Annotated in this window: 19 protein-coding genes; 9 read left to right on the forward strand and 10 right to left on the reverse strand. The window is 68.2% G+C overall.

Features of this window, described 5'->3' with window-relative positions; genetic code table 11:
* The first annotated feature begins 1 nt into the window (after position 1).
* The 3 genes from E6A21_RS10230 to E6A21_RS10240 all read left to right on the forward strand — a co-directional run bounded on the left by E6A21_RS10230 (position 2) and on the right by E6A21_RS10240 (position 4,838).
* Positions 2-1,378: an L-serine ammonia-lyase gene (locus tag E6A21_RS10230; RefSeq protein ID WP_138444033.1), complete on the forward strand. Its 1,377-nt coding sequence runs from the start codon at positions 2-4 to the stop codon at positions 1,376-1,378.
* 82 nt (positions 1,379-1,460) lie between these two features.
* Entirely contained in the window at positions 1,461-3,764 is a 2,304-nt protein-coding gene (locus E6A21_RS10235) for an FdhF/YdeP family oxidoreductase (RefSeq protein ID WP_138444034.1), read from the forward strand.
* A 135-nt stretch (positions 3,765-3,899) separates the two neighbouring features.
* Positions 3,900-4,838, forward strand: a complete 939-nt coding sequence (locus E6A21_RS10240; protein ID WP_281281574.1) for a serine/threonine-protein kinase — start codon at positions 3,900-3,902, stop codon at positions 4,836-4,838.
* A 31-nt stretch (positions 4,839-4,869) separates the two neighbouring features.
* On the opposite strand, the gene E6A21_RS10245 is transcribed toward E6A21_RS10240, so the two are convergent.
* Positions 4,870-5,547: an HAD family hydrolase gene (locus E6A21_RS10245; RefSeq protein WP_138444036.1), complete on the reverse strand. Its 678-nt coding sequence runs from the start codon at positions 5,545-5,547 to the stop codon at positions 4,870-4,872.
* 124 nt (positions 5,548-5,671) lie between these two features.
* Between E6A21_RS10245 and E6A21_RS10250 the strand changes: the two genes are divergently transcribed.
* On the forward strand, positions 5,672-6,061 hold the full coding sequence (locus E6A21_RS10250) for a hypothetical protein (RefSeq protein ID WP_212745908.1): 390 nt from the start codon (positions 5,672-5,674) through the stop codon (positions 6,059-6,061).
* Here E6A21_RS10250 and E6A21_RS10255 read toward each other — a convergent pair.
* From E6A21_RS10255 to E6A21_RS10265, 3 genes are read right to left on the reverse strand one after another with little or no spacing between them, the layout of a single operon-like run.
* Complete coding sequence (locus E6A21_RS10255) at positions 6,058-7,845, reverse strand: MFS transporter (RefSeq protein ID WP_138444037.1); 1,788 nt, start codon at positions 7,843-7,845, stop codon at positions 6,058-6,060. The genes E6A21_RS10250 and E6A21_RS10255 overlap by 4 nt on opposite strands.
* The gene (locus E6A21_RS10260; RefSeq protein ID WP_138444038.1) at positions 7,842-8,321 is read right to left on the reverse strand and encodes a MarR family winged helix-turn-helix transcriptional regulator; all 480 of its coding nucleotides are present in this window, start codon (positions 8,319-8,321) and stop codon (positions 7,842-7,844) included. The genes E6A21_RS10255 and E6A21_RS10260 overlap by 4 nt, the downstream gene beginning before the upstream one ends.
* A 40-nt stretch (positions 8,322-8,361) precedes the next feature.
* Positions 8,362-9,651, reverse strand: coding sequence for an MFS transporter (locus tag E6A21_RS10265; protein WP_138444039.1), 1,290 nt, complete (start codon positions 9,649-9,651; stop codon positions 8,362-8,364).
* 132 nt (positions 9,652-9,783) lie between these two features.
* Here E6A21_RS10265 and E6A21_RS10270 point away from each other — a divergent pair, with 132 nt between their 5' ends.
* On the forward strand, positions 9,784-10,905 hold the full coding sequence (locus E6A21_RS10270) for an FUSC family protein (RefSeq protein ID WP_138444040.1): 1,122 nt from the start codon (positions 9,784-9,786) through the stop codon (positions 10,903-10,905).
* Positions 10,906-10,925: 20 nt separating this feature from the next.
* On the opposite strand, the gene E6A21_RS10275 is transcribed toward E6A21_RS10270, so the two are convergent.
* The 3 genes from E6A21_RS10275 to E6A21_RS10285 form a co-directional block, all read right to left on the reverse strand.
* A complete protein-coding gene (locus E6A21_RS10275) occupies positions 10,926-11,294 on the reverse strand; it encodes a hypothetical protein (RefSeq protein WP_212745909.1) in 369 nt (122 codons plus the stop codon).
* Positions 11,295-11,521: 227 nt separating this feature from the next.
* Positions 11,522-11,722, reverse strand: a complete 201-nt coding sequence (locus E6A21_RS10280; RefSeq protein ID WP_246036349.1) for a hypothetical protein — start codon at positions 11,720-11,722, stop codon at positions 11,522-11,524.
* A 134-nt stretch (positions 11,723-11,856) separates the two neighbouring features.
* A complete protein-coding gene (locus tag E6A21_RS10285) occupies positions 11,857-12,162 on the reverse strand; it encodes a helicase associated domain-containing protein (RefSeq protein WP_138444043.1) in 306 nt (101 codons plus the stop codon).
* 152 nt (positions 12,163-12,314) lie between these two features.
* On the opposite strand from E6A21_RS10285, the gene E6A21_RS10290 reads away from it, so the two are divergent.
* Positions 12,315-13,283 (forward strand): magnesium transporter CorA family protein, encoded by a 969-nt coding sequence (locus E6A21_RS10290; protein WP_138444044.1) that lies wholly within the window; start codon positions 12,315-12,317, stop codon positions 13,281-13,283.
* A 266-nt stretch (positions 13,284-13,549) separates the two neighbouring features.
* Here the strand turns inward: E6A21_RS10290 and E6A21_RS10295 are convergent, their stop codons facing one another.
* Entirely contained in the window at positions 13,550-13,780 is a 231-nt protein-coding gene (locus E6A21_RS10295; RefSeq protein ID WP_138444045.1) for a helix-turn-helix domain-containing protein, read from the reverse strand.
* A gap of 250 nt (positions 13,781-14,030) precedes the next feature.
* Between E6A21_RS10295 and E6A21_RS10300 the strand changes: the two genes are divergently transcribed.
* From E6A21_RS10300 to E6A21_RS10310, 3 genes are read left to right on the forward strand one after another with little or no spacing between them, the layout of a single operon-like run.
* Positions 14,031-15,296, forward strand: a complete 1,266-nt coding sequence (locus tag E6A21_RS10300) for a four-carbon acid sugar kinase family protein (protein WP_246036356.1) — start codon at positions 14,031-14,033, stop codon at positions 15,294-15,296.
* Positions 15,293-16,312, forward strand: coding sequence for a 4-hydroxythreonine-4-phosphate dehydrogenase PdxA (pdxA, locus tag E6A21_RS10305; protein ID WP_138444047.1), 1,020 nt, complete (start codon positions 15,293-15,295; stop codon positions 16,310-16,312). The genes E6A21_RS10300 and pdxA overlap by 4 nt, the downstream gene beginning before the upstream one ends.
* Positions 16,309-17,079, forward strand: a complete 771-nt coding sequence (locus E6A21_RS10310; protein ID WP_138444048.1) for a DeoR/GlpR family DNA-binding transcription regulator — start codon at positions 16,309-16,311, stop codon at positions 17,077-17,079. Before pdxA ends, E6A21_RS10310 begins: the two co-directional genes overlap by 4 nt.
* Here E6A21_RS10310 and E6A21_RS10315 read toward each other — a convergent pair.
* The gene (locus E6A21_RS10315) at positions 17,068-18,078 is read right to left on the reverse strand and encodes an adenosine deaminase (RefSeq protein ID WP_138444049.1); all 1,011 of its coding nucleotides are present in this window, start codon (positions 18,076-18,078) and stop codon (positions 17,068-17,070) included. The genes E6A21_RS10310 and E6A21_RS10315 overlap by 12 nt on opposite strands.
* 159 nt (positions 18,079-18,237) lie before the next feature.
* The gene (locus E6A21_RS10320; protein ID WP_138444050.1) at positions 18,238-19,191 is read right to left on the reverse strand and encodes an FUSC family protein; all 954 of its coding nucleotides are present in this window, start codon (positions 19,189-19,191) and stop codon (positions 18,238-18,240) included.
* Positions 19,192-19,357: the final 166 nt, after the last annotated feature.

The raw sequence follows: 19,357 nt of genomic DNA on the forward strand, positions 1-19,357 counted from the left end.
CATGGCACTGAGCGCACTCGACATGTTCTCGGTCGGCATCGGACCCTCGTCGTCGCACACCGTGGGGCCGATGCGGGCCGCGGCAATCTTCCTCGACGGGCTCCGTTCGGGTGGCCTCATGGGCGACGTCGAACGGGTCCGGGCGGAGCTGTTCGGCTCGCTCGGCGCGACTGGGCACGGCCACGGCTCGGACAAGGCCGTGATCCTGGGCCTTCAGGGCGAACGGCCGGAGACCGTGGACACCGACACGGCCGACGCGCGGGTCGCCCAGGCCACCGCCGAGGGCAAGCTGCTGCTCGCGGGAGAGCGGTACATTCCGTTCTCCCGCGGGGATGAGGTCGTGATGCACCGACGTCGGTCGCTCCCCGCCCACCCGAACGGGATGGTCTTCAGGGCGTACGACGGCGGGGGCTCCCTTCTGCGGGAGGCGACCTTCTACTCCGTCGGCGGGGGCTTCGTCGTCGACGAGGACGCTGTCGGCTCGGACCGGATCGTCGAGGACTCGACCCCGCTGCCGTACCCCTTCACGACCGGCGCCGAGCTGCTCGCACATTGCCGCCGCGAGGCCATGAGGGTCAGCGACATCATGCTCGCGAACGAGCTCGCCTGGCGCACGGAGGAGGAGCTTCGCGCGGAGCTCCTCCACATCTGGGCTGTGATGAAGGAATGTGTGCGCAACGGCTGCACCCGCACGGAGAAGCTCCTCCCCGGGGGCCTGAAGGTTCCGCGTCGAGCGCCGAAGCTGCTCGCGGACCTCGAGGCCGCCGACGACCAGACCGATCCCATCCGTGCGATGGACTGGGTCAATCTCTTCGCGCTCGCAGTGAACGAGGAGAACGCTTCGGGGGGACGGATCGTCACCGCGCCCACGAACGGTGCGGCCGGAATCGTTCCCGCTGTCCTGCACTACTACGAGAAGTTCGTCCCGGGGGCCGACGACGACGGCGTCGTGCGCTTCCTGCTCACCGCCGCAGCGGTGGGGATCCTGTTCAAGGAGAACGCCTCGATCTCGGGCGCGGAGGTGGGGTGCCAGGGCGAGGTCGGCTCCGCCTGCGCGATGGCCGCCGGCGGCCTGTGCGAAGTGATGGGCGGGAGTCCGGAGCAGGTTGAGAACGCCGCCGAGATCGGCATCGAGCACAACCTCGGGCTCACCTGCGATCCGGTGGGCGGGCTTGTGCAAATCCCCTGCATCGAGCGCAATGCTGTGGCCAGCAACAAGGCCATCAACGCTGCCCGGATCGCGATGCGGGGCGACGGCAGCCACAAGGTCTCCCTCGACAAGGCGATCAAGACCATGCGCGAGACCGGGGCGGACATGAAGGTCAAATACAAGGAGACCTCGCGTGGCGGGCTCGCCGTGAACGTCATCGAGTGCTGAGGTCCTCCGCACCGGACCTCCGACGCCGCGAGACGCGCGACTGGCAGGAGGCGGCTCTAGTTCAGCATGGAAGGATGGGCTTGTGTTTGCGCAGAAGCCGGTTGTTGGGGATATCGATGAGGGTGCCCTCGAGGTTCATGCCCCGAAGACCGATGCGGCGGGGGTGAAGGCGGTGAGGGTCGCGCTCGGGCGTGGCCTCGCCCAGGCCGGTGTGGCTCGGACGGTGCGTTCGATGCTGCGGGTGAACCAGCGGGACGGGTTCGACTGCCCGGGGTGTGCGTGGCCGGAGTCGATCACCGACAGGCGCAAGCCGGCGGAGTTCTGCGAGAACGGGGCGAAGGCGATCGCGGAGGAGTCCACGCTCCGGACCGTGGGCCCGGAGTTCTGGGCGGCGCATCCGGTCGCGGAGCTCGGGGGCAGGAGCGAGTTCTGGCTCGGGTCGCAGGGCCGGATCACCGAGCCGGTCGTGATCCGGCCGGGGGAGACGCATTACAGCCCGATCTCCTGGCCGGACGCGTTCGCCCTGATCGCCGATCACATCAGGGCCACGACTCCTGAGAGGTGCGTGTTCTACACCTCGGGGCGGACGGCGAACGAGACCGCGTTCCTGTACCAGCTCTTCGCCCGCTCGCTGGGGACGAACAACCTCCCGGACTGCTCGAACATGTGCCACGAGTCCTCGGGGGCCGCGCTGAACCCGACGATCGGCATCGGGAAGGGCACGGTGTCCCTCGAGGACATCCACCGCGCGGACCTGGTCCTCGTGGTGGGGCAGAACCCCGGCACGAACCACCCGCGGATGCTCTCGGCCCTCGTGGAGGCGCGGAAGAACGGCGGGAAGGTCGTCGCCGTGAACCCGCTGCCGGAGGCCGGGCTGCTGGGGTTCAAGGACCCGCAGTCGGCCGCGGGCCTGGTCGGCGGCGGGGCGAAGGTGGCCGACGAGTTCCTGAAGATCAGGGTCGGCGGGGACCTTGCCCTGTTCCAGGCCCTGGGCCACCTGCTGCTGGCGGCTGAGGAACGCAGCCCGGGCACCGTCGTCGACCGGGCCTTCGTCGAGGCGCAGACCGAAGGGTTCGAGGCCTATGCCGCCGCCCGCGCCGCGGTGGACTGGGAGGCGACGGAACGCGCGACGGGGCTGTCCCGGGCGCAGATCGAGGCCGTCGCCCAGATGATGGCCGCCTCGAAGGCCACGATCGTGTGCTGGGCGCTGGGGCTCACGCAGCAGCCGCACTCGGTGGACACGCTCAAGGAGATCGTGAACCTGCTCCTGGTCCAGGGGAACTTCGGAACGCCCGGGGCCGGGGCGTGCCCGGTGCGGGGCCACTCGAACGTCCAGGGCGACCGCACGATGGGGATCTGGGAGAAGCCGACCGAGAAGTTCATCGCCGCGCTCGAGGCCGAGTTCGGGCTCCCGTTCCCGCGCGATCACGGGTTCGAGTCGGTCGGGACCCAGCACGCCCTGGAGGCCGGGGAGGTGGACGTGTTCGTCTCGATGGGCGGGAACTTCCTCTCCGCCGCCTCGGACACCGCCCACACCATGGCAGGGCTGAAGCGGACCGGGCTGACCGTGCACGTCTCCACCAAGCCGAACCGCTCACACGTCGCGCACGGGCGCACGTCCCTGATCCTGCCCACCCTGGGCAGGACCGACGTCGACGACAAGCACCCCGCCGGGCGCCAGTTCGTCTCGGTCGAGGACTCGATGTCCGTCGTGCACGCCTCGCAGGGCCGGCTCCGCCCAGTCTCCGAGCACCTGCTCGCCGAGCCGGTCATCGTCGCGCGCATGGCCCAGGCCGTCCTGGGCGACGCGCACCCGATCGACTGGCGGGCCATGGCCGAGGACTACGACGTGATCCGGGACCACATCTCCCGGGTGATCCCCGGGTTCGAGGACTACAACACCCGGGTCAGGGGCAGGAACGGGTTCGTCCTGCCCTCCCCGCCCAGGGACACCCGCACGTTCGCCACCGAGGCCGGCAAGGCCCGTTTCACGGTGTCCCCGCTCGAGTACCTCGAGGCTCCCGAAGGGCACCTGATCCTGCAGACCCTGCGCTCCCACGACCAGTACAACACCACGGTCTACGGCCTCGACGACCGCTACCGCGGCATCAGCAACGCCCGCAAGGTGGTCCTGGCCAACCCCGAAGACCTCGCCTCGCTCGGGTTCGCGGACCGCGAGCTCGTCGACGTCGTCTCCGTCTTCAACGGCGACGAGCGCCGCGCCGAAGCCTTCCGCATCGTCGCCTACCCCACCGCCAAGGGCTGCGCCGCCGCCTACTTCCCCGAGGCCAACGTCCTGGTCCACAAGGACCTCGTCGCCCGCGGGTCCAACACCCCCGGCTACAAGGCCGTCACCATCAGATTCGAAAAGCGCTCCGACGGCTAGCGACGGTCCTCCAACGCCCGGGAGAGGCGGCCTCAGCGCAGTTTCGCCAGCACTCTGCAAGGGTATTGGACTTACGAGACGCCTGACTACCGCGTGTGGCCGTCCGGCCGTCCTGGGCGATGAAAGCGGGTAAGGGTGGCTAGACACGTACGCGGTACTGACGCTCTCGGCGGCAGATACCGCCTGCTCGAAAAAGTGGGGGCGGGCTCGATGTCCGTGGTCCACCGAGCCTTCGACGAGTTCCTCGAGCGTGAGGTCGCCGTCAAGCTCATCCATTCGAGCGCCGCCGACGACGCTGAGCTGCGCCGCAGCGACGTCGAGGTCAAGCTCCTCGCCCGGCTCACACACCCGGGCCTGGTGACCCTCCTCGACGCGGGCACGGAGTGGACGCCCGAGGGCCTGCCGCGCATCTTCCTCGTCATGGAGCTCGTGTCCGGCCCCGACCTCCGGGCGCGGCTCAAGGAGGGTCCCCTCCCGGCGACGCGGGTCGCTGAGATCGGTCACGACCTCGCGGAGGCGCTCGACTACATCCACGGCAGGGGCGTGGTGCACCGCGACGTCAAACCCGCGAACGTCCTGCTGCTCGACGACCCCGTCAAGGGGATGGACTCCATCCGGTGGACCAGGGCGCACGCGAAGCTCACGGACTTCGGCATCGCGTGCATGACCGAATCGGTCCTCACCCTCGAGGACGCGGTCTCGGGGACACCCGCCTATCTGAGCCCCGAGCAGGTGCGCGGCGAGGTGGTGACCCCGGCGAGTGACATCTACTCGCTCGGGCTCGTCCTCCTGCAGTCCCTCACGGGTGAACTGGCCTTTCCCGGGCCACCCCTCGAGAGCGCGGTGCGTCGCCTCACGCAGGGACCGCCGATCCCGGAGACGGTCGACCCGCTATGGCGCGAGCTCGTCGTCGGGATGACGGCCCTGGAGCCGGCCCAACGGCTTACCGCCGCCGACGCCGCTGCCGCGCTCTACCGCCTCGCGGCGCTGGGTGCCGTCGGCGGACCCATCGCCTTGGGCGGCGCCGGCACACCGGCAGCCCTGGGTGCCCAGCCAGCCAGCTTGGGCAGCTGAGCTGGGCGCCTAGGCTCCCGCCGAGCAGCACTCAGGCAGCGAGGCGTCCCAGGAGGCTCGTCGCGAAGCCCTCGAGGAGCTTGTCCGGACCCGAATAGACCTCTGCCGCGCCCGCTTCCCTGAGTTCGGCCTCGCTCGTCCCCCCGCACGTGACCGCGACCGTCGGGATGCCAAGCTTCGAGGCCGCGTAGACGTCCCAGACAGAGTCGCCGACGAAGACTGCATCCTCCGCCCGCAGGCCGCCGGCGTCGAGCGCGGCCGTGAGGATGTCGGGGGCCGGCTTGCTCTCCTCCGCGTCCGAGGAACTCGTGGCGGCACTGATCGCCTCGTCCGCGTCGAGGGCCCGCCGCAGGACGTGGAGCTCTCGGTCCCGTGCCGAGGACGCGAGGACCACGGTGAGTCCCTCCCCGGCGCAGTGCTTCAGGAGCGATCGGGCGCCGTCGAACGCTATGAGCGAGGGCCAATACGTGCCGAACACCGCCCCGTGGGTGGCCTTGAGCTCGTCGTCCTGGCTCTCGTCCCGGTCCTCGCCCAGCAGGTGGGGGAGGAGCTTCTCGCCGCCCATTCCGATCGCTCGGTGGATCGCCGCCATCGGGACGGTGTGCTCGAACTGGCGGAAGGCCTCCCACCACGCGAGTGCATGGAAGTAGTTCGAGTCGACGAGGGTTCCGTCGACGTCGAAGAGCACTCCGCGTGGGCGCGTGTCCATCCATTCCCTCTTTCCGTCAATGCTGCTGTCTCTCGGGCTGCGGGAGTGATTGCGAAACCCCCACCCCGGGGTAATGCTCCGGTGCCCCAAACCTCAAACGCAACTCGGACGCAAGGAGGATGCCATGGCAGACCAGAAGGAAGCCGGCGGCGTGCGCAAGGGCAGCGAAAGCTCGGACTCCCTCAAGTACTCGCAGGAGATCACTTCACCCGAGGACAAGCCCGAGCGCGAGGGCCGCAGCCTCGTCACGACGAATCACGAGGTGATCCGGAAGTGGGCCGAGGAGCGCAACGGCTCGCCCGCGACCGTGGAGGGCACGGAACACGGGGACCACCTCGGCGTCCTGCGGATCGACTTCGGCGCCAAGAACGACAAGCTCCGGCACATCGACTGGGACGAGTGGTTCGAGACGTTCGATGAGCGTGGGCTCAACTTCATCTACCAAGAGCAGCGCAGCGACGGCAGCCAGTCCAACTTCTTCCAGCTGGAGAACCCCAACCGCGAGGACGCCTAGCCTTCGAGCGCGGCGTCCGGCGCTGGAACGAGCACGATGTCCGGACGCGGCGTCGCCGGGACCCCGGTCCCGGAGAACAACGCTCCGAGGCTCGGCTCGAGGTGCTTCGCGACCGTGCCACGCACGGAGTCGCGGAGGACGATCGCCCGCGCCCCGACATCCGCGGCGTGCCGGGCAAGGACTTCGGCTGTTGCCGCATGCCCCCCGACGCTGTGGAGGACGAGGCCGCGAACCGCGAGGGCTTCCCGGACCGGTCGGCCGTCTCCGAGCCGGTCCTCCGCGAGCTGGTTCCCCGCCAGCCGCTCGAGGTGGGCGGCGACGGCTGCGCGCGCCTCGTCCCCGCTCTCCGGGCTGATCGCGAGCTCTTCGAGCACGTCGGTCTCACGTACGTGGACGATCTCGAGCGATGCATGCTCGGCCCGGGCAAGCGCTGCTGCGCGGTCGACGACGGCGGCAGCGGCGGCGTTCGAGGCCACGGCGGCGACGACGGGACGAGAACCTTCGAGGACCGGGCCAAGCGGCTCGAGGGTGGGCGTGGCAGGGCTCGCAGCAGTTGCCGGGCCCGAAGCGGCGACGTCCTCGGGCGCCACGACCTCAGGCTGCGCGTCGCGCTCGGCGGCCGTGACGAGCCGGTGGCCTGCCGCGAGGACCGGGATCGCGAGGAGGAACGCGAGGGCCCCGACGAGGAACGCCATGCTCTGGTTCGAGGCCTCGGCGATCTTGCCCGCGGCGAACGGGGCGAGGCCTCCGCCGATGAACCGGACGAAGCCGTAGGAGGAGGACGCGACCGACCGGTCCACGGGGGCGACGAGCATCACGGCCTGGGTCGTGAGCGTGTTGTTGATGCCGATGAACGCGCCGCTCACGATCACCGCGACGATGACGACGGACGGCGTCGCCACCCCGAAGGCGATCACGGCCATGACGATGGCGAGGCCGAGCATGTTGGCGTAGAGCACGGGGGCGGTGCCGAACCGCCGCTGGAGCCGCGGAGCGAAGACGACGGCGAACAGGGCTACGAGGACACCCCAGCCGGTGAAGACGAGGCCGAGCTCGTGGGCTCCGAGCTTCATGGGGTAGGGGGCGTAGCCGAGCATGGTGAAGAAGCCCCAGTTGTACAGGAGCGCCATGAGGCCCATGATCAGGAGGCCGCGGTGCCGTAGCGCGAGCAGCGGGGCGGCAAGCGACGTCTTCTGCGCGGGCCGGGGCTGCTGGGGGACGAAGAGGAGCGTTGCGATGAGGGCGATCGCCATGAGCACTGCGACCCCGTAGAACGGGCCGCGCCAGCTGATGCTGCCGAGCTCGCCGCCGAGCAGCGGCCCGACGGCGATGCCGATGCCGAGTGCCGTCTCGTAGAGGATGATCGCGCCGGAGAAGCCCCCCTTGGCCGAGGCGACGATGACCGCGAGGCTCGTCGCGATGAACAGGGCGTTGCCGAGGCCCCAGCCCGCGCGGAATCCGACGATTCCCCCGATGGAACCGGACGTGCCGGCCAGCCCTGCGAAGACGACGATGAGGAAGAGGCCCAGGATGAGGGTGAGCTTGGAGCCGATGCGGCTCGAGACCCAGCCCACAACGAGCATGGCGACGGCAGTCACCACGAGATAGCTCGTGAACAGGAGGGAGACGTCGCTCGGGGTCGCGTGCAGGCTCGACGCGAGGGCAGGCAGGATGGGGTCGACGAGACCGATGCCCATGAACGAGATGACGCACGCGAACGCCACCGCCCATACTGCGCTCGGCTGTTTGAACGGGTTGGTCTTCGTGCCGTGCGGCGCGCTCATCGTGTCGCTGTTCCTCTCATGGGTAGGGAAGGCTGCTGTGCAGCCGCCGATACAAGGCGTTCGAGTGCCGGAAGGGCAGCCTCGATCGCGGCCCGGTCGGCGGGCTCGAGGCTTTCGAGGAGCTCGTGCAGGTAGTCCGAGCGCCGCGCGCGACGCCGGGAGAAGACTTCCCGGCCGCGGGCAGTCGGGGCGATCAGGACGCCGCGCCGGTCGCCCTGGGGAGTCGTGCGCTCCACGAAGCCGTCGTTCTCCATTCGCCCGACGAGCTGGGTCATGGCCGGCTGGGAGACCCCTTCGGCGCGGGCGAGTTCGGTGATGCGAAGCGGGCCTTCGGCTTCGAGCCGGCTGAGGGCCGAGGCCACTGACGGCGAGATCCCGCCGACGGACGCAACCGAACGCAAACGGCGGACGAGCTGCTCGATGACCCGGGAGAAGCGCTCCACGGGATCGTCGGCCGATTTGCCCTTCCGATTCATAAGCAACTTATATCATAAGGTGCTTATGAGGAGAAGGGCCCTAACCCGCCGTCCTCGCATCCGCCCCGGAGCCCACGAACTCCTTGCCCCGGGTCTCAGGCCCGAAGGCGATGAGCACGGCGATGAAGACCGCGATGATCGCGGCTACGACCGCCATGGCGAGTGCGTAGTTTCCGCCGGCCGACTGGGCGATGAGGGCTTGGATGGTCGCGTTCGCGGCCGCTATGACATTGCCGACCTGGTACACGAACCCGGGCAGGACGGCGCGGGTCCCCTCGGGCACGAGCTCGTTGAGGTACGCGGGGACGACCCCCCACGCGCCCTGCACCATGAACTGGATGAGGAATGCGCCCACCCCGAGTGCCACGGAACCGGTGGAGAACGCCCACAGGGGGATGCAGGGGAGGGCGAGCAGCGCAAAGACGATGATCGTCCGCTTCCGCCCGAAGCGCTCCGAGAGCGTGCCGGCGATGAGGCCGCCGATGATCGCCGCGATGTTGTAGAAGATCGCGATGATGCTCACGGTTCCCGCGGTGAAGTGCTGCTGGACCGTGAGGAACGTGGGGTAGAGGTCCTGCGTGCCGTGGCTGAAGAAGTTGAAGCCGGCCATGAGGAACACGGCGAAGACCAGGACCGGCCAGTTCGCTGCGACGGCTGGCCAGAATGCAGGCTTGCGCTCGCCCTGAATCCCGCCGTCGGGCCGGGCGCCTGCGGCGGAGCGGCGCGTCGCCGTCCACACGGGCGATTCGTCGACCCAGAAGAAGATGTACGCGGCCAAGAGGATCGGGACGACGCCGATGGCGAACATCCCGCGCCAGCCCACGGTGTCGATGAGCAGCCCGTAGATCACGGACGCGATGAGGTAGCCGAGCGGGTAACCGGCCTGAAAGACTCCGGACACGAACCCACGGGAGCGGGTCGGGATGGACTCCATGGTGAGGGCCGAGGCAACGCCCCAGATGCCGCCCATGGCGACGCCGTACAGGAGGCGCAGCGCGAAGAACGTTTCGAAATTGGGCGAGAGCGCAGAAGCCAGCTCGATGAGCGAGAACACGACGATGTTCACCACGAGGATCGGCTTCCGGCCGAAACGCTCTGCGAGCGGGCCGAAGATGAGAGCCCCGACGGGGCGGAGGATCAGAGTGAAGGTGATCGCGAGCGTCGCAGTGACGATCGTGATGTGGAACTCCTTCGCCATCGTCGAGAGGACGAAGACGAGAACGAAGTAGTCGAACGCATCGAGGGTCCAACTGCCGGCGCCCGCGAACAGTGCCTTCCGCTGGGCGGGGGACCACCGTTCCTTCGGCGGGATCGTGCTGCTGCTTGGCATGAGCTTGCCTTCCTCCCCTTCTCCTCCACCGCCTTTCCCACCTTCGGCCGTTTCACACAGGCTGTCCGGGGGACGGGGGAAGCGGCGTGTCCGATTTGCGCCGCGGGGGCGCTCAGGTGCAACCCTTGAGAGATGGCGGCCAGCAGCCGATCCGGCACCTACCCAGCCCGCGAAACCCTGAGCAAGGCGCGCAGCTCGGCCCTTTCAGGGCTGCGCAAGGCCGTCGCCCGCAGCCGCCTCGAGCTCGCGGGGAAGACCGCGCTCGCGGCGGGGCTCGCTTGGGCCGTCGCCCCGTTCATGCCCGGCTCCGCAGCCCACTATCCGTACTACGCCCCCCTCGGTGCACTCGTCACGATGTATCCGACGGTTGCCGACTCCGCACGGAAGGGCCTTCAGAGCCTCCTCGGGCTCGGCCTCGGAATCGGCGTCGCCTTCGCCGTGGCCACGTTCACGGGTGCGAACGCCGCTGCGGTCGCGGCCGTCGTCGGCCTCGGCGTCCTGGTCGGCGGGCTGCCGCGCATGGGCGCCGCGAGCGACTGGGTGCCCATGGCCGGGCTGTTCGTTCTGGTCATCGGCGGCCAGCGCGCAGACACCTTCTCGCTGGCCTACCTGCTGCAGATGGCGGTGGGCGTCGGGATCGGCTTCGCCGTCAATTGGCTCATCCTGCCACCACTTCACTTCCAGGCGATAAGCCTTGCCTTCGCCCGCCAGCGCCATGCGCTCGCACGGCAGCTCGAGGACATGGCGGAGGCCATGGACGAATCCTGGCCGCCGGACCACAGCGACTGGGCGGAACGGGACGAGCAGCTCGCACGGACGGCCGGCGAGGTCCGGCAGGCCGTGCACCGCGCCGAGGTGAGCGCGCGCGCCAACCCGCGGCGCCGTCGTCATCCGCGCGACCTCGGCGAGGACCTCAAGGACCTCCGCGCCGTCGAGCGCCTCACCTTCCAGGTCCAGGACATCACCGACGTCCTCGCGAGCGCCATCTGGGAGGAGCGCGCAGGGACCACGGTTCCCCCCGAGCTGACGCGGGAACTCGGAGTAGCGCTTCGAGCATCATCCAAGGTCGTGCGGGCGTGGGGAGAGGACGACGTCGATGGGCTGGTGGAGGAGGCCGAGGGCGCCCTGGCCGTGCTCAGCACGGGGTTCGCCGAGGTCATTTCGAGGGACGTGTCGGTCAACGCCACAGCGTCCGTCGCGATGAGCCTCCGGCGTATGGTCCAGATCGTGAGGAGCCGCTCCTCGGCTCGCTAGCGCTCGCCGGCGCTCGAGTGCTAGCGGGTGGCCGGCCGCTGCGAGGGGCGGGATTCGACGGTTGGGGACCGGGATCCGGCCATTCGGGACTGGGACATGTACGAACGGGACCGGCGACGCTCCGTCGCCGCGACCAGATCGGCGACACTGATCTCGATGCCCTGCCACGGATTCTGACTGCTCGGCAGCACGAGCTCGCTCAACGGCACGTCCCGGCGCTGGGTGCGGCCCGTGCCGCAGACCCACAGCACCTTGGCCCGCGCTTCGCCGACGGACACCAGGTAGCCGTGGACCTCCGCCTTTCCCTTGCGGACGATGACCTTCCGGTTTCCGGCCATGGCGATGGCCAGATCCTCGCGGCTTGCACCGTTCGCGTCGGTAGGTTCCACCACAGCACCCCCTGAGCAGAGGCTCCTACACAGGTACAGGATGGACCGCCGGACGGCAGGGCGCCAGAGACTTTCAGAAGGAATTCAGGCCGGCGTGAGGTCGCTCGGAGAGGAGCCGAAATGGCGCCCGCGAGGGAGGGCCGGACATGGCCGACCGGAGGACTCCCCGGCCCTTCGGAGTCCTCCGGCCGGTATCTCTGGGGGGGGTCTGTGCCTGACGGCTGGCGTCAGAGCACCTTCTTCTCCTCGAGCCTCAGGGCGATGCCGATCGCAAAGAACGTCGGCGCCCAGTGGCCCACGAAGATGCCCCACCGGTCGGATTGAGCGCGGTCATGCCGCGGGTTGATCCGGCTGAAGGTCCAGGAGAGGACCGAGAGCCCGATTGATCCGAATCCCGCCATGTAGGCGTATTCGCTCTTGATTCCCATGTCATGCAGTTTCTCCAGCATGACTCCTCAATGCCCAGCCGCCGCGGTTTGAATCCTCATCGTGCCACCCATCATTTGGGGAAAGGATGAACTCTGACCAGAATCGTGCTCCCAGGCAAAGCCCAGCGGCGCGGTCAGTTCGGCGTGATGGCGTCGATCGACCACTCGTGGCCGAGGATCTCTTCGAGCACCGAGCGGCGCTTTTCGCAGAGGGTTCCGCGCTGGGCGTGCCCCTTCTGGGCCTCGAGCCAGCGGCCGAGGAGGGCTTCATCGGCATGCCGGCCAGTCGGTTCCGGTGCCCTGCGGTGGGTTCTGCAGAAGTCTCTGAGCTGATCGACAGCGGCACCGAACAGCCCGTCCTCGGGCTGCGGCACTTCGCGGACGTCCGTGATCTGGCGGGAAAGCTCCCGCCTCATGAACTCGTCCAAGAATTCCCCCATTCGTTTTACGTGCTTGATGGCCGGGATTATTCAACTTCAAGCTGGGAGCCAGCTGTCAGTTTCCGCGTGACCCTACGCCGTCTCGGGTGGGCACCCAAGTCGCCCAGCATCCTTTCCGAATGCCGGACACATTCCATCGATAGGATGGCCGAATGGTGCGTTCCCGGCTTTACCGCGACGGCAAGCTCGAGCGCGAGGATCTGGCTCTCGATGAAATCGAGGGCATCCTCGCCCAAGATGGAGTGGCGGTCTGGATCGACTACGAGTCGCCCAGCGAAGAGGATCTCGGGGCCATGGAGACGATCTTCGGGCTCCACCGGCTTGCGATCGAGGACGCGATGCACGAGCACCAGCGCCCCAAGCTCGATCGCTACCCAACCCACCTCTTCCTTGCGGCCTACGAGGCCTCGCTCGTTCCGGAGGGGAATGAGCTGACCGTGAGCGAGGTGAAGGCGTTCATCACCCGCAAGGCACTCGTCACCGTCCACGGTGCGGACTTTGCCTCCGAGCGTCTGGCTGAGAAGTGGGACCAGGAGAACGACCTGGCGGGCCACGGCACCGCCTTCCTGCTCTGGGGCCTCGTCGACCTCCTCGTGGACGGCCATTTCGACGTGGTCCAGGACCTCGACGAGCGCATCGAGGGCCTTGAGGACGCCCTTTTCGACGATCACTCGTCGGACCACGATCTCCAGCGGCGCTCCTTCGAGCTTCGGAAGAGCCTCGTACGGCTCCGCCGAATCGTGCTCCCCATGCGCGAGGTGCTCAACACGGTCCTGCGCCGGGACCTCGACATCGCGGACCAGTCGATGCAGCCGTTCTTCCAGGACGTGTACGACCACGTCCTGAGGGCCTCCGACTGGACGGAGTCACTCCGCGATCTGGTCGGCAGCATCCTCGAGACGCACATCAGCATCCAAGGCAACCGGATGAACCTCGTGATGAAGAAGCTCACGAGCTGGGCTGCGATCATCGCGGTCCCCACGGCGGTGACTGGCTTCTTCGGCCAGAATGTGCCGTTCCTCGGGTTCCAGAGCATGCTCGGCCTCATCCTGTCGCTGAGCTTGATCATCGTCGGGGCGTTCGGTCTGTATGTGCTCTTCCGGAGCAAGGAATGGCTCTGACCCACAGGGATGGGCAATCGCCTTACCGTCGGGTAACATCATCGGTTGTGGGTGACGAAACTCACACTCGGCTACTCGGGACTGGGGCATCAATGGACGTAAGCACCATGCGCGAACTCGCGCTGCAGATCAGCGGCATCGATACTGTCGTTGCCCTCTCCGCAACGTCGGGAACTCCCGTGGTGACGCCCTCCGATGCAGCGTCTTCTGGCCACGATGCCCAGGCGCCCTCAGCTCCGGCGACTGCCCGTTAGGCGGCAGGACCTCTAGTAGGACTGGGCCCTCCGGAGCAGTTCACTCGGGTCGACCTCGAGGCTGTCGCAGATCGCCAGGAACGTCATGAGCGGCATGTCGCGGATCCCTGCGAGGTACTGGAACAGGACATCCACGGGCACGCCGGACCGGTAGGCGAGGAGGTCCATGGAGACCTGCCGCGCCGACTTCTCAACGCGTAGCTCTGCGGCGACAGCCGAGACGCGGGTATCCCCGTAAACCATAGAGGGAAAGTACCCGGGGAGAAGGCCGGGCTAACGGCCGTTATGCGAATGTGTCTCCGGTTGCTGGCCCCGCTAGCGAAGGGCACTCAGGCTGCTCGAAAATGCGCATGGTCGGCGCAGAGAGGAATCGATTGACCGCTCAAGGTGCGCTGTGTGAGCATAAATGTGCTCGATAAGAGCAAGAGCTGATGCTCCTCCTGTTCGCCCTGCCTAGTCAATCGAGGGTCATGCCCGTTTGGACCGATGCGTGATGGTCTCCACCGTCGTCATCGCCGATGATCTCACCGGGGCTGCCGATTCCGCCGTCGCGTTCGCTCGCCGGGCCCGCACTGTTGTGGTCACGCGCCCTGGCGCCGAGTGGCCCGAAGCGGAGGTCGTCGCGGTCTCGACGGAGAGCCGTCATCTGGACCCCGAACAAGCCCGAGCCCTCGTGAGGGACGCGACGTGGAAAGCAGCGAGAGCAGGGGCGCTCGTCTTCAAGAAGATCGATTCGCTCCTGCGAGGAAACGTCGGAGCGGAAGTGGCCGGAGTCCTCGACGTCTTGGCGCCCAGAGGCCCCGTGCTTGCAGTCTTGGCGCCAGCGTTCCCCAGAACGGGACGCACGACCGAACGAGGCAGCGTCTTGCTTGACGGCGTCCCTCTTCCTGGTCGTTCGAGCGTGTCCGAGGCGATGGCAGGGGTCGGGCTGAGCTGCGCCGTCGTGCAGCGTGCGGACTGGACCGACGAACAGTCCTTGATCCGACGCCTCCGCGCCTTGCTCGCCTCGGGCATTCAGGCGGCAGTAGCCGACGCCGCGACCGAGGAAGACCTGTCCGCGATCGCAGCGGCGACTGAAGCCTTGGGAAGAGAAGCATTCCTCGTGGGAACCGGTGGCATCGCCGCGCATCTGGCCGGGCGGGCAGAAGCTGGTCGGGCTCCTCTTCCCGACAGGCCAGCGTCTCCCCGCAGGCCACCGCTCGCAGCAGTCGAGCCGCCTCCACCTGCCGGAAGCCGCCCGCTGATGGTGGTGGGCAGCTACTCGACGACGAGCCGGCTTCAGCTGGAGGAGCTGATTCGGATCGGTTTCCCACACGTCCAGCTGCCTCGCCTCAGTGCTCCCCTCGGCCCCGAGGAGCGGGACGCCGTCGGAGCCCTGCACGCCGCCTTGGGTGAGGGCGGCGCCGTGCTGACCCCGCATCTGGGCGATCCCCTCGACAAGTCTCGGGCCGCCCTTGTCTCCCGAGCTCTGGCTTCGGCCGTGGCCGCAGCCGTGCCGTATGCCTCAGCCCTTGTCGTCTCAGGGGGAGAGACCGCGGCTGCGGTGCTCGAGGCGCTGGGCACCCCACTGTTCTGGCCGCACACCGAGCTGCTGCCCGGCGTCGTCCTCGCCGAACTGCCCGGACAGACCCTCCCCTTCGTCATCAAGTCCGGCAGCTTCGGGGGAACGGAGACCTTGGCAGAGGTCGCCGCCCTCCTGGGCTGGACCCACCCCTCGCTTTCCGCCCCACACCCTGAGAAGAGGAGCACGAGGCCATGAGCCTTCCGATCGTTGCCGTCACGATGGGAGACCCAGCAGGGGTCGGTCCCGAGATCATTGCGAAGTCCATGGCGGACGAGAGGCTGCACGAGCAGGCCCGCGTGCTCGTCATCGGGGATCTCCACCGCCTCCAGCAGGCGATGGACATCGTCGGCAGCACGCTGTCTGTCCGCTCCATCGCTTCCGTCGGGGAAGCGCTCTTCGAGCGGTCCGGCATCGACGTCTTCGACATCCCGGGCCTCGACCCTGACCTGCCGTGGGGCGAGCTGTCGCCGCAGGCCGGCCACGCGGCATACCTCTACATCAAGAAGGCGGTCGAGCTCGCTCTCGGCGGCGAGATCGACGCCATCTGCACGGCACCGCTCAACAAGGCCGCACTCCATGCAGCCGGGCACCGGTATCCGGGGCACACGGAACTCCTGGCCGAGCTCACCGGAACCCCCGAGGTCTCGATGATGCTCACCGCTCCGCGCATGCGCGTCATCCACGTGACGACCCATATCGGTCTCATCGATGCGATTGCCAAGATCGACGGTCCGCTCGTCTACCGCACCATCCGTCGCGGCTACGAGCTGCTGGTCCGCGCGGGAATTGAGAACCCACGCATCGGGGTGGCCGCCATCAACCCCCATGCGGGCGAGAATGGGCTCTTCGGCTACGGCGAGGAGGCCGAGAAGATCGCCCCGGGCATCGCACGGGCGGAGGCGGAGGGCATCCACGCGGAGGGGCCGCTTCCTGCTGACACGCTCTTCTTCCGGGCCGGACGCGGCGACTACGACCTCGTCGTCGCCATGTACCACGATCAGGGCCACGGCCCCGTGAAGGTTCTCGGGCTGGAAAACGGAGTGAACATCACGGTCGGCCTTCCCGTCGTCCGGACTTCCGTGGACCACGGCACCGCGTTCGACATCGCCGGCAAGAACCTCGCCGACCACGCGTCCATGCTCGAAGCGCTCCGCGCCGCCGTCGACCTCGCCGGCGTGCGGGACGGATCCACGAAAGAAACGGGGGCATGAACGCTGCCGAGCGGCGCTCGCGCATCGCCGCGAGCCTCGAACTGCGTCCGGCAACCGTGGACGAGCTCGCCGGGGAGTTCGATGTGTCCCTCTCCACCATCCGGCGCGACCTCGACCGCCTGGCCGGCAGTGGGCGGATCCTGCGCACCTACGGAGGCGCGGCCCCTGCCAGTCCGAAGAGGGAGCAGAGCCTGCGGGAGCGTGAACTGACGGCGAGCGAGGCGAAGGAAGCCATCGGACGTCAGGCCGCCTCCCTCGTGGCGCCTGGCTCGGTGAACATCCTCGACGCCGGCACCACCGTCGGGGCGCTTGCCCGCTGCCTGACGGCGCGCGAGGACGTCACCGTCGTCACGAACGGCATGACGACGGCGCGCGCACTCGAGCATGCTGACGGCGTCGAAGTCGTGCTGCTCGGCGGCCGCTTGCGCCACATCAGCTCCGGGACCGTCGGCCCACTCGCAGAGGCGGCCCTCGCCGCTCTGACCGCTGACGCCGCGTTCCTCGGCGCGGACGGTGTGAGCGCCCGCCGGGGGCTCAGCGAAGAGACGGACCAGCAGGCCTCACTCAAGCGAGCCATGGTCCAAGCCGCCGAGCAGCTCTACGTCCTGGCAGACGCAACGAAGCTCGAGGCCAGCGCGGGCCACTGGTGGACTCCCATCGAACGGCCGTGGACCCTCATCACCGACGCCTCGGCGAGCGAAGACCAGCTCCGGCCGTTCCGAGACAATCCTCACGTCACCCTGCTGGTCGTCGAATCAGGCGCGTGAAGCCCACTCGTCGATGAGCGCATGGAGCTCGGCCTTGCGCTCATCACTCGCGAACGATGCCTCGACTGAGTTGCGGGCGAGCCGTTCGAGGGCGCCGTCGAGAGCGGGGAACGCGTCAACGAGCCCGGCCATGTTGTCGGCGAGATAGCCGCCGAAGTAGGCCGGATCGTCCGAGTTGACCGTCACCAGGATCTCTTTGTCGAGCAGGTCCAAGATGGGATGCTCCGCAAGGGTGGGGATGACGGCGAGCTTCACGTTGGAGAGCGGGCAGACCGTCAGTGGGATCCGTTCGCGGCGGAGCCGTTCGATGAGTTCTGGGTCTTCGAGCGAACGGATGCCGTGGTCGATCCGTTCGGCGCCGAGGAGATCGAGGGCTTCCCGCACGTAGGCTGCTGGGCCTTCCTCCCCGGCGTGCGCCACGAGGCGGAGGCCGAGCTCCTTCGCACGGGCGAAGACGGGCGTGAAGAGTTCAGGCGGATAGCCGACCTCGGCGGAATCCAAGCCGACGCCGAGCAGGTCCCCGGCACGATGGGCCAGCGATTCGAGAGTCTCAAGCGCTTCCGCCACCGGGCGGTCGCGAAGGAACGAGAGGATGAGGCCGCCGCTGATCCCCTTCCGTGCGCCGGCTTCGAGGGCGTCGAGCAGGCCGTCGAGGACTTCCTCCGCATCGACTCCGCGGATCGTGTGCGCTTGGGCGTCGAAGAAGATCTCGGCGTGCCGGACCCCTTGCTCGTAAGCCCGCTCGAGATACCGCTCGCCGAGGGTCCGAAAGTCCGCCCGCGTCTGCAGGACGGACATGCAGTCGTAGTACAGATCGAGGAAGGACTGCAGGCTCGTGAACTGGTAGCGCTCCCGGAGCGCCTCGACGGAATCGAAGGGGAGGGCCACACCATTGTTCTCGGCGAGCTCGAAAACCAGCTCGGGTTCGAGCGTTCCCTCGATGTGCAGATGCAATTCCGCGGTGGGCAGCGAAAAGATCCGCGTGTTCGAGGGAGCCATAAGTTCTTCCTTTCCTGATGCCGCTGAAGGGCGGACAGCAAGGAACCTAGCACAGGGTCCGCCGGTGGAAATCCGCGGCGTTTGCAGACGTAAATAGGGGGTATCTGATGTTCAGGCGCCGCTGAGCTCCAAGCGGAGGTGGCGCCGGTGAGTGGTGTTTCATGGGTGGATGCCAGGGGAAGATGGCGGGTCGGATTCCGGCCCGCCATCTCTGCTGATTGCCCCCGCCAGGACGACTGTGAATCCGACCAGTACGCCCAGAATGGTTTCGACGGCGCGGTCTGTGATCATGGCCCGCGGTGAGCCGGGCATTGCGAGCCAGGTCATGAGAAGGATCAGCGGCGTGAAGAAGAACAACGCCAGAGCGTAGTGCCGGAGCATGAACAGCTCGGTCGGGAACTGAAGTGCCACGACGAGGATGCCCATGACCAGCGGTGACGGGTGAGCTGCGAGGATCACTCCTGTCAGGCCGAGTCCAGCAAGCGTTCCGACGACTCTGTGGACACCGCGCCGGACCCGGCCCGAAACGCCGACGGCGGAGAGGGGCACCGCCGCGGCGGCCATGGCCCAATGTGGATGGCCGATACCGATGGCCAGAGCAGTGAGGCCCGAGACGGCGACTGCGGTCGCATAGCCAGCAGCCCTCCGCAACGACGGACGCACGGCGGGCGCGGGCATGATGGGCCTTGCTGCGGCCCGAGGCGAAGAGGCCCCGATGGCCAGCGCGAACGCGGCCGAACCCAGAGCGATCAAGGTCGCCACCAGCGGGTTCGCACGGTCGAGTGCGGCGCAGGCACCGAACGCGAACAGGGCGAAGAAGGGGCCGGCGGGGCGGAAGCCGACCCGGTCGGCGACCAGGGAGGCGAGTCCAGCGAACACCGCTTCGCCCACCACGAGGACTGCCTCCGGGGAGCGGAGGTAGGACAGCCCAGACCCGAGCCCGACCCCGGCCACGAGCAGGGCGCCCGCGAAGGATTGGTGCCGCAGCCGGACGGCACGGTTCGCCCCGCGACCGTACATGCCCGCAAACCCGCCGAACACGGCATCGATCACGAGATCGCTACGCCCGGCGAGCAGCAGAACCACGGTCGGTATGCCGACGCCCAAGGCCATTCTCAGAGCCGGCCAGTGGTCCTGGTCAGCGGGGCCGAGGGCAGCGAATCCCCGCACATGCGAGACCAGCAACCGCACCCTGGCGCTCCCTTCCTCCGCCGCCGCGCCAGCCGCGGGACGAACACCGGCGTTGACGCGGGCACGGAGGCCCTCCTGCCTCTAAGCA

Origin of the sequence: Sinomonas susongensis, from assembly GCF_005877005.1 — a bacterium.
Taxonomy (GTDB): domain Bacteria; phylum Actinomycetota; class Actinomycetes; order Actinomycetales; family Micrococcaceae; genus Sinomonas; species Sinomonas susongensis.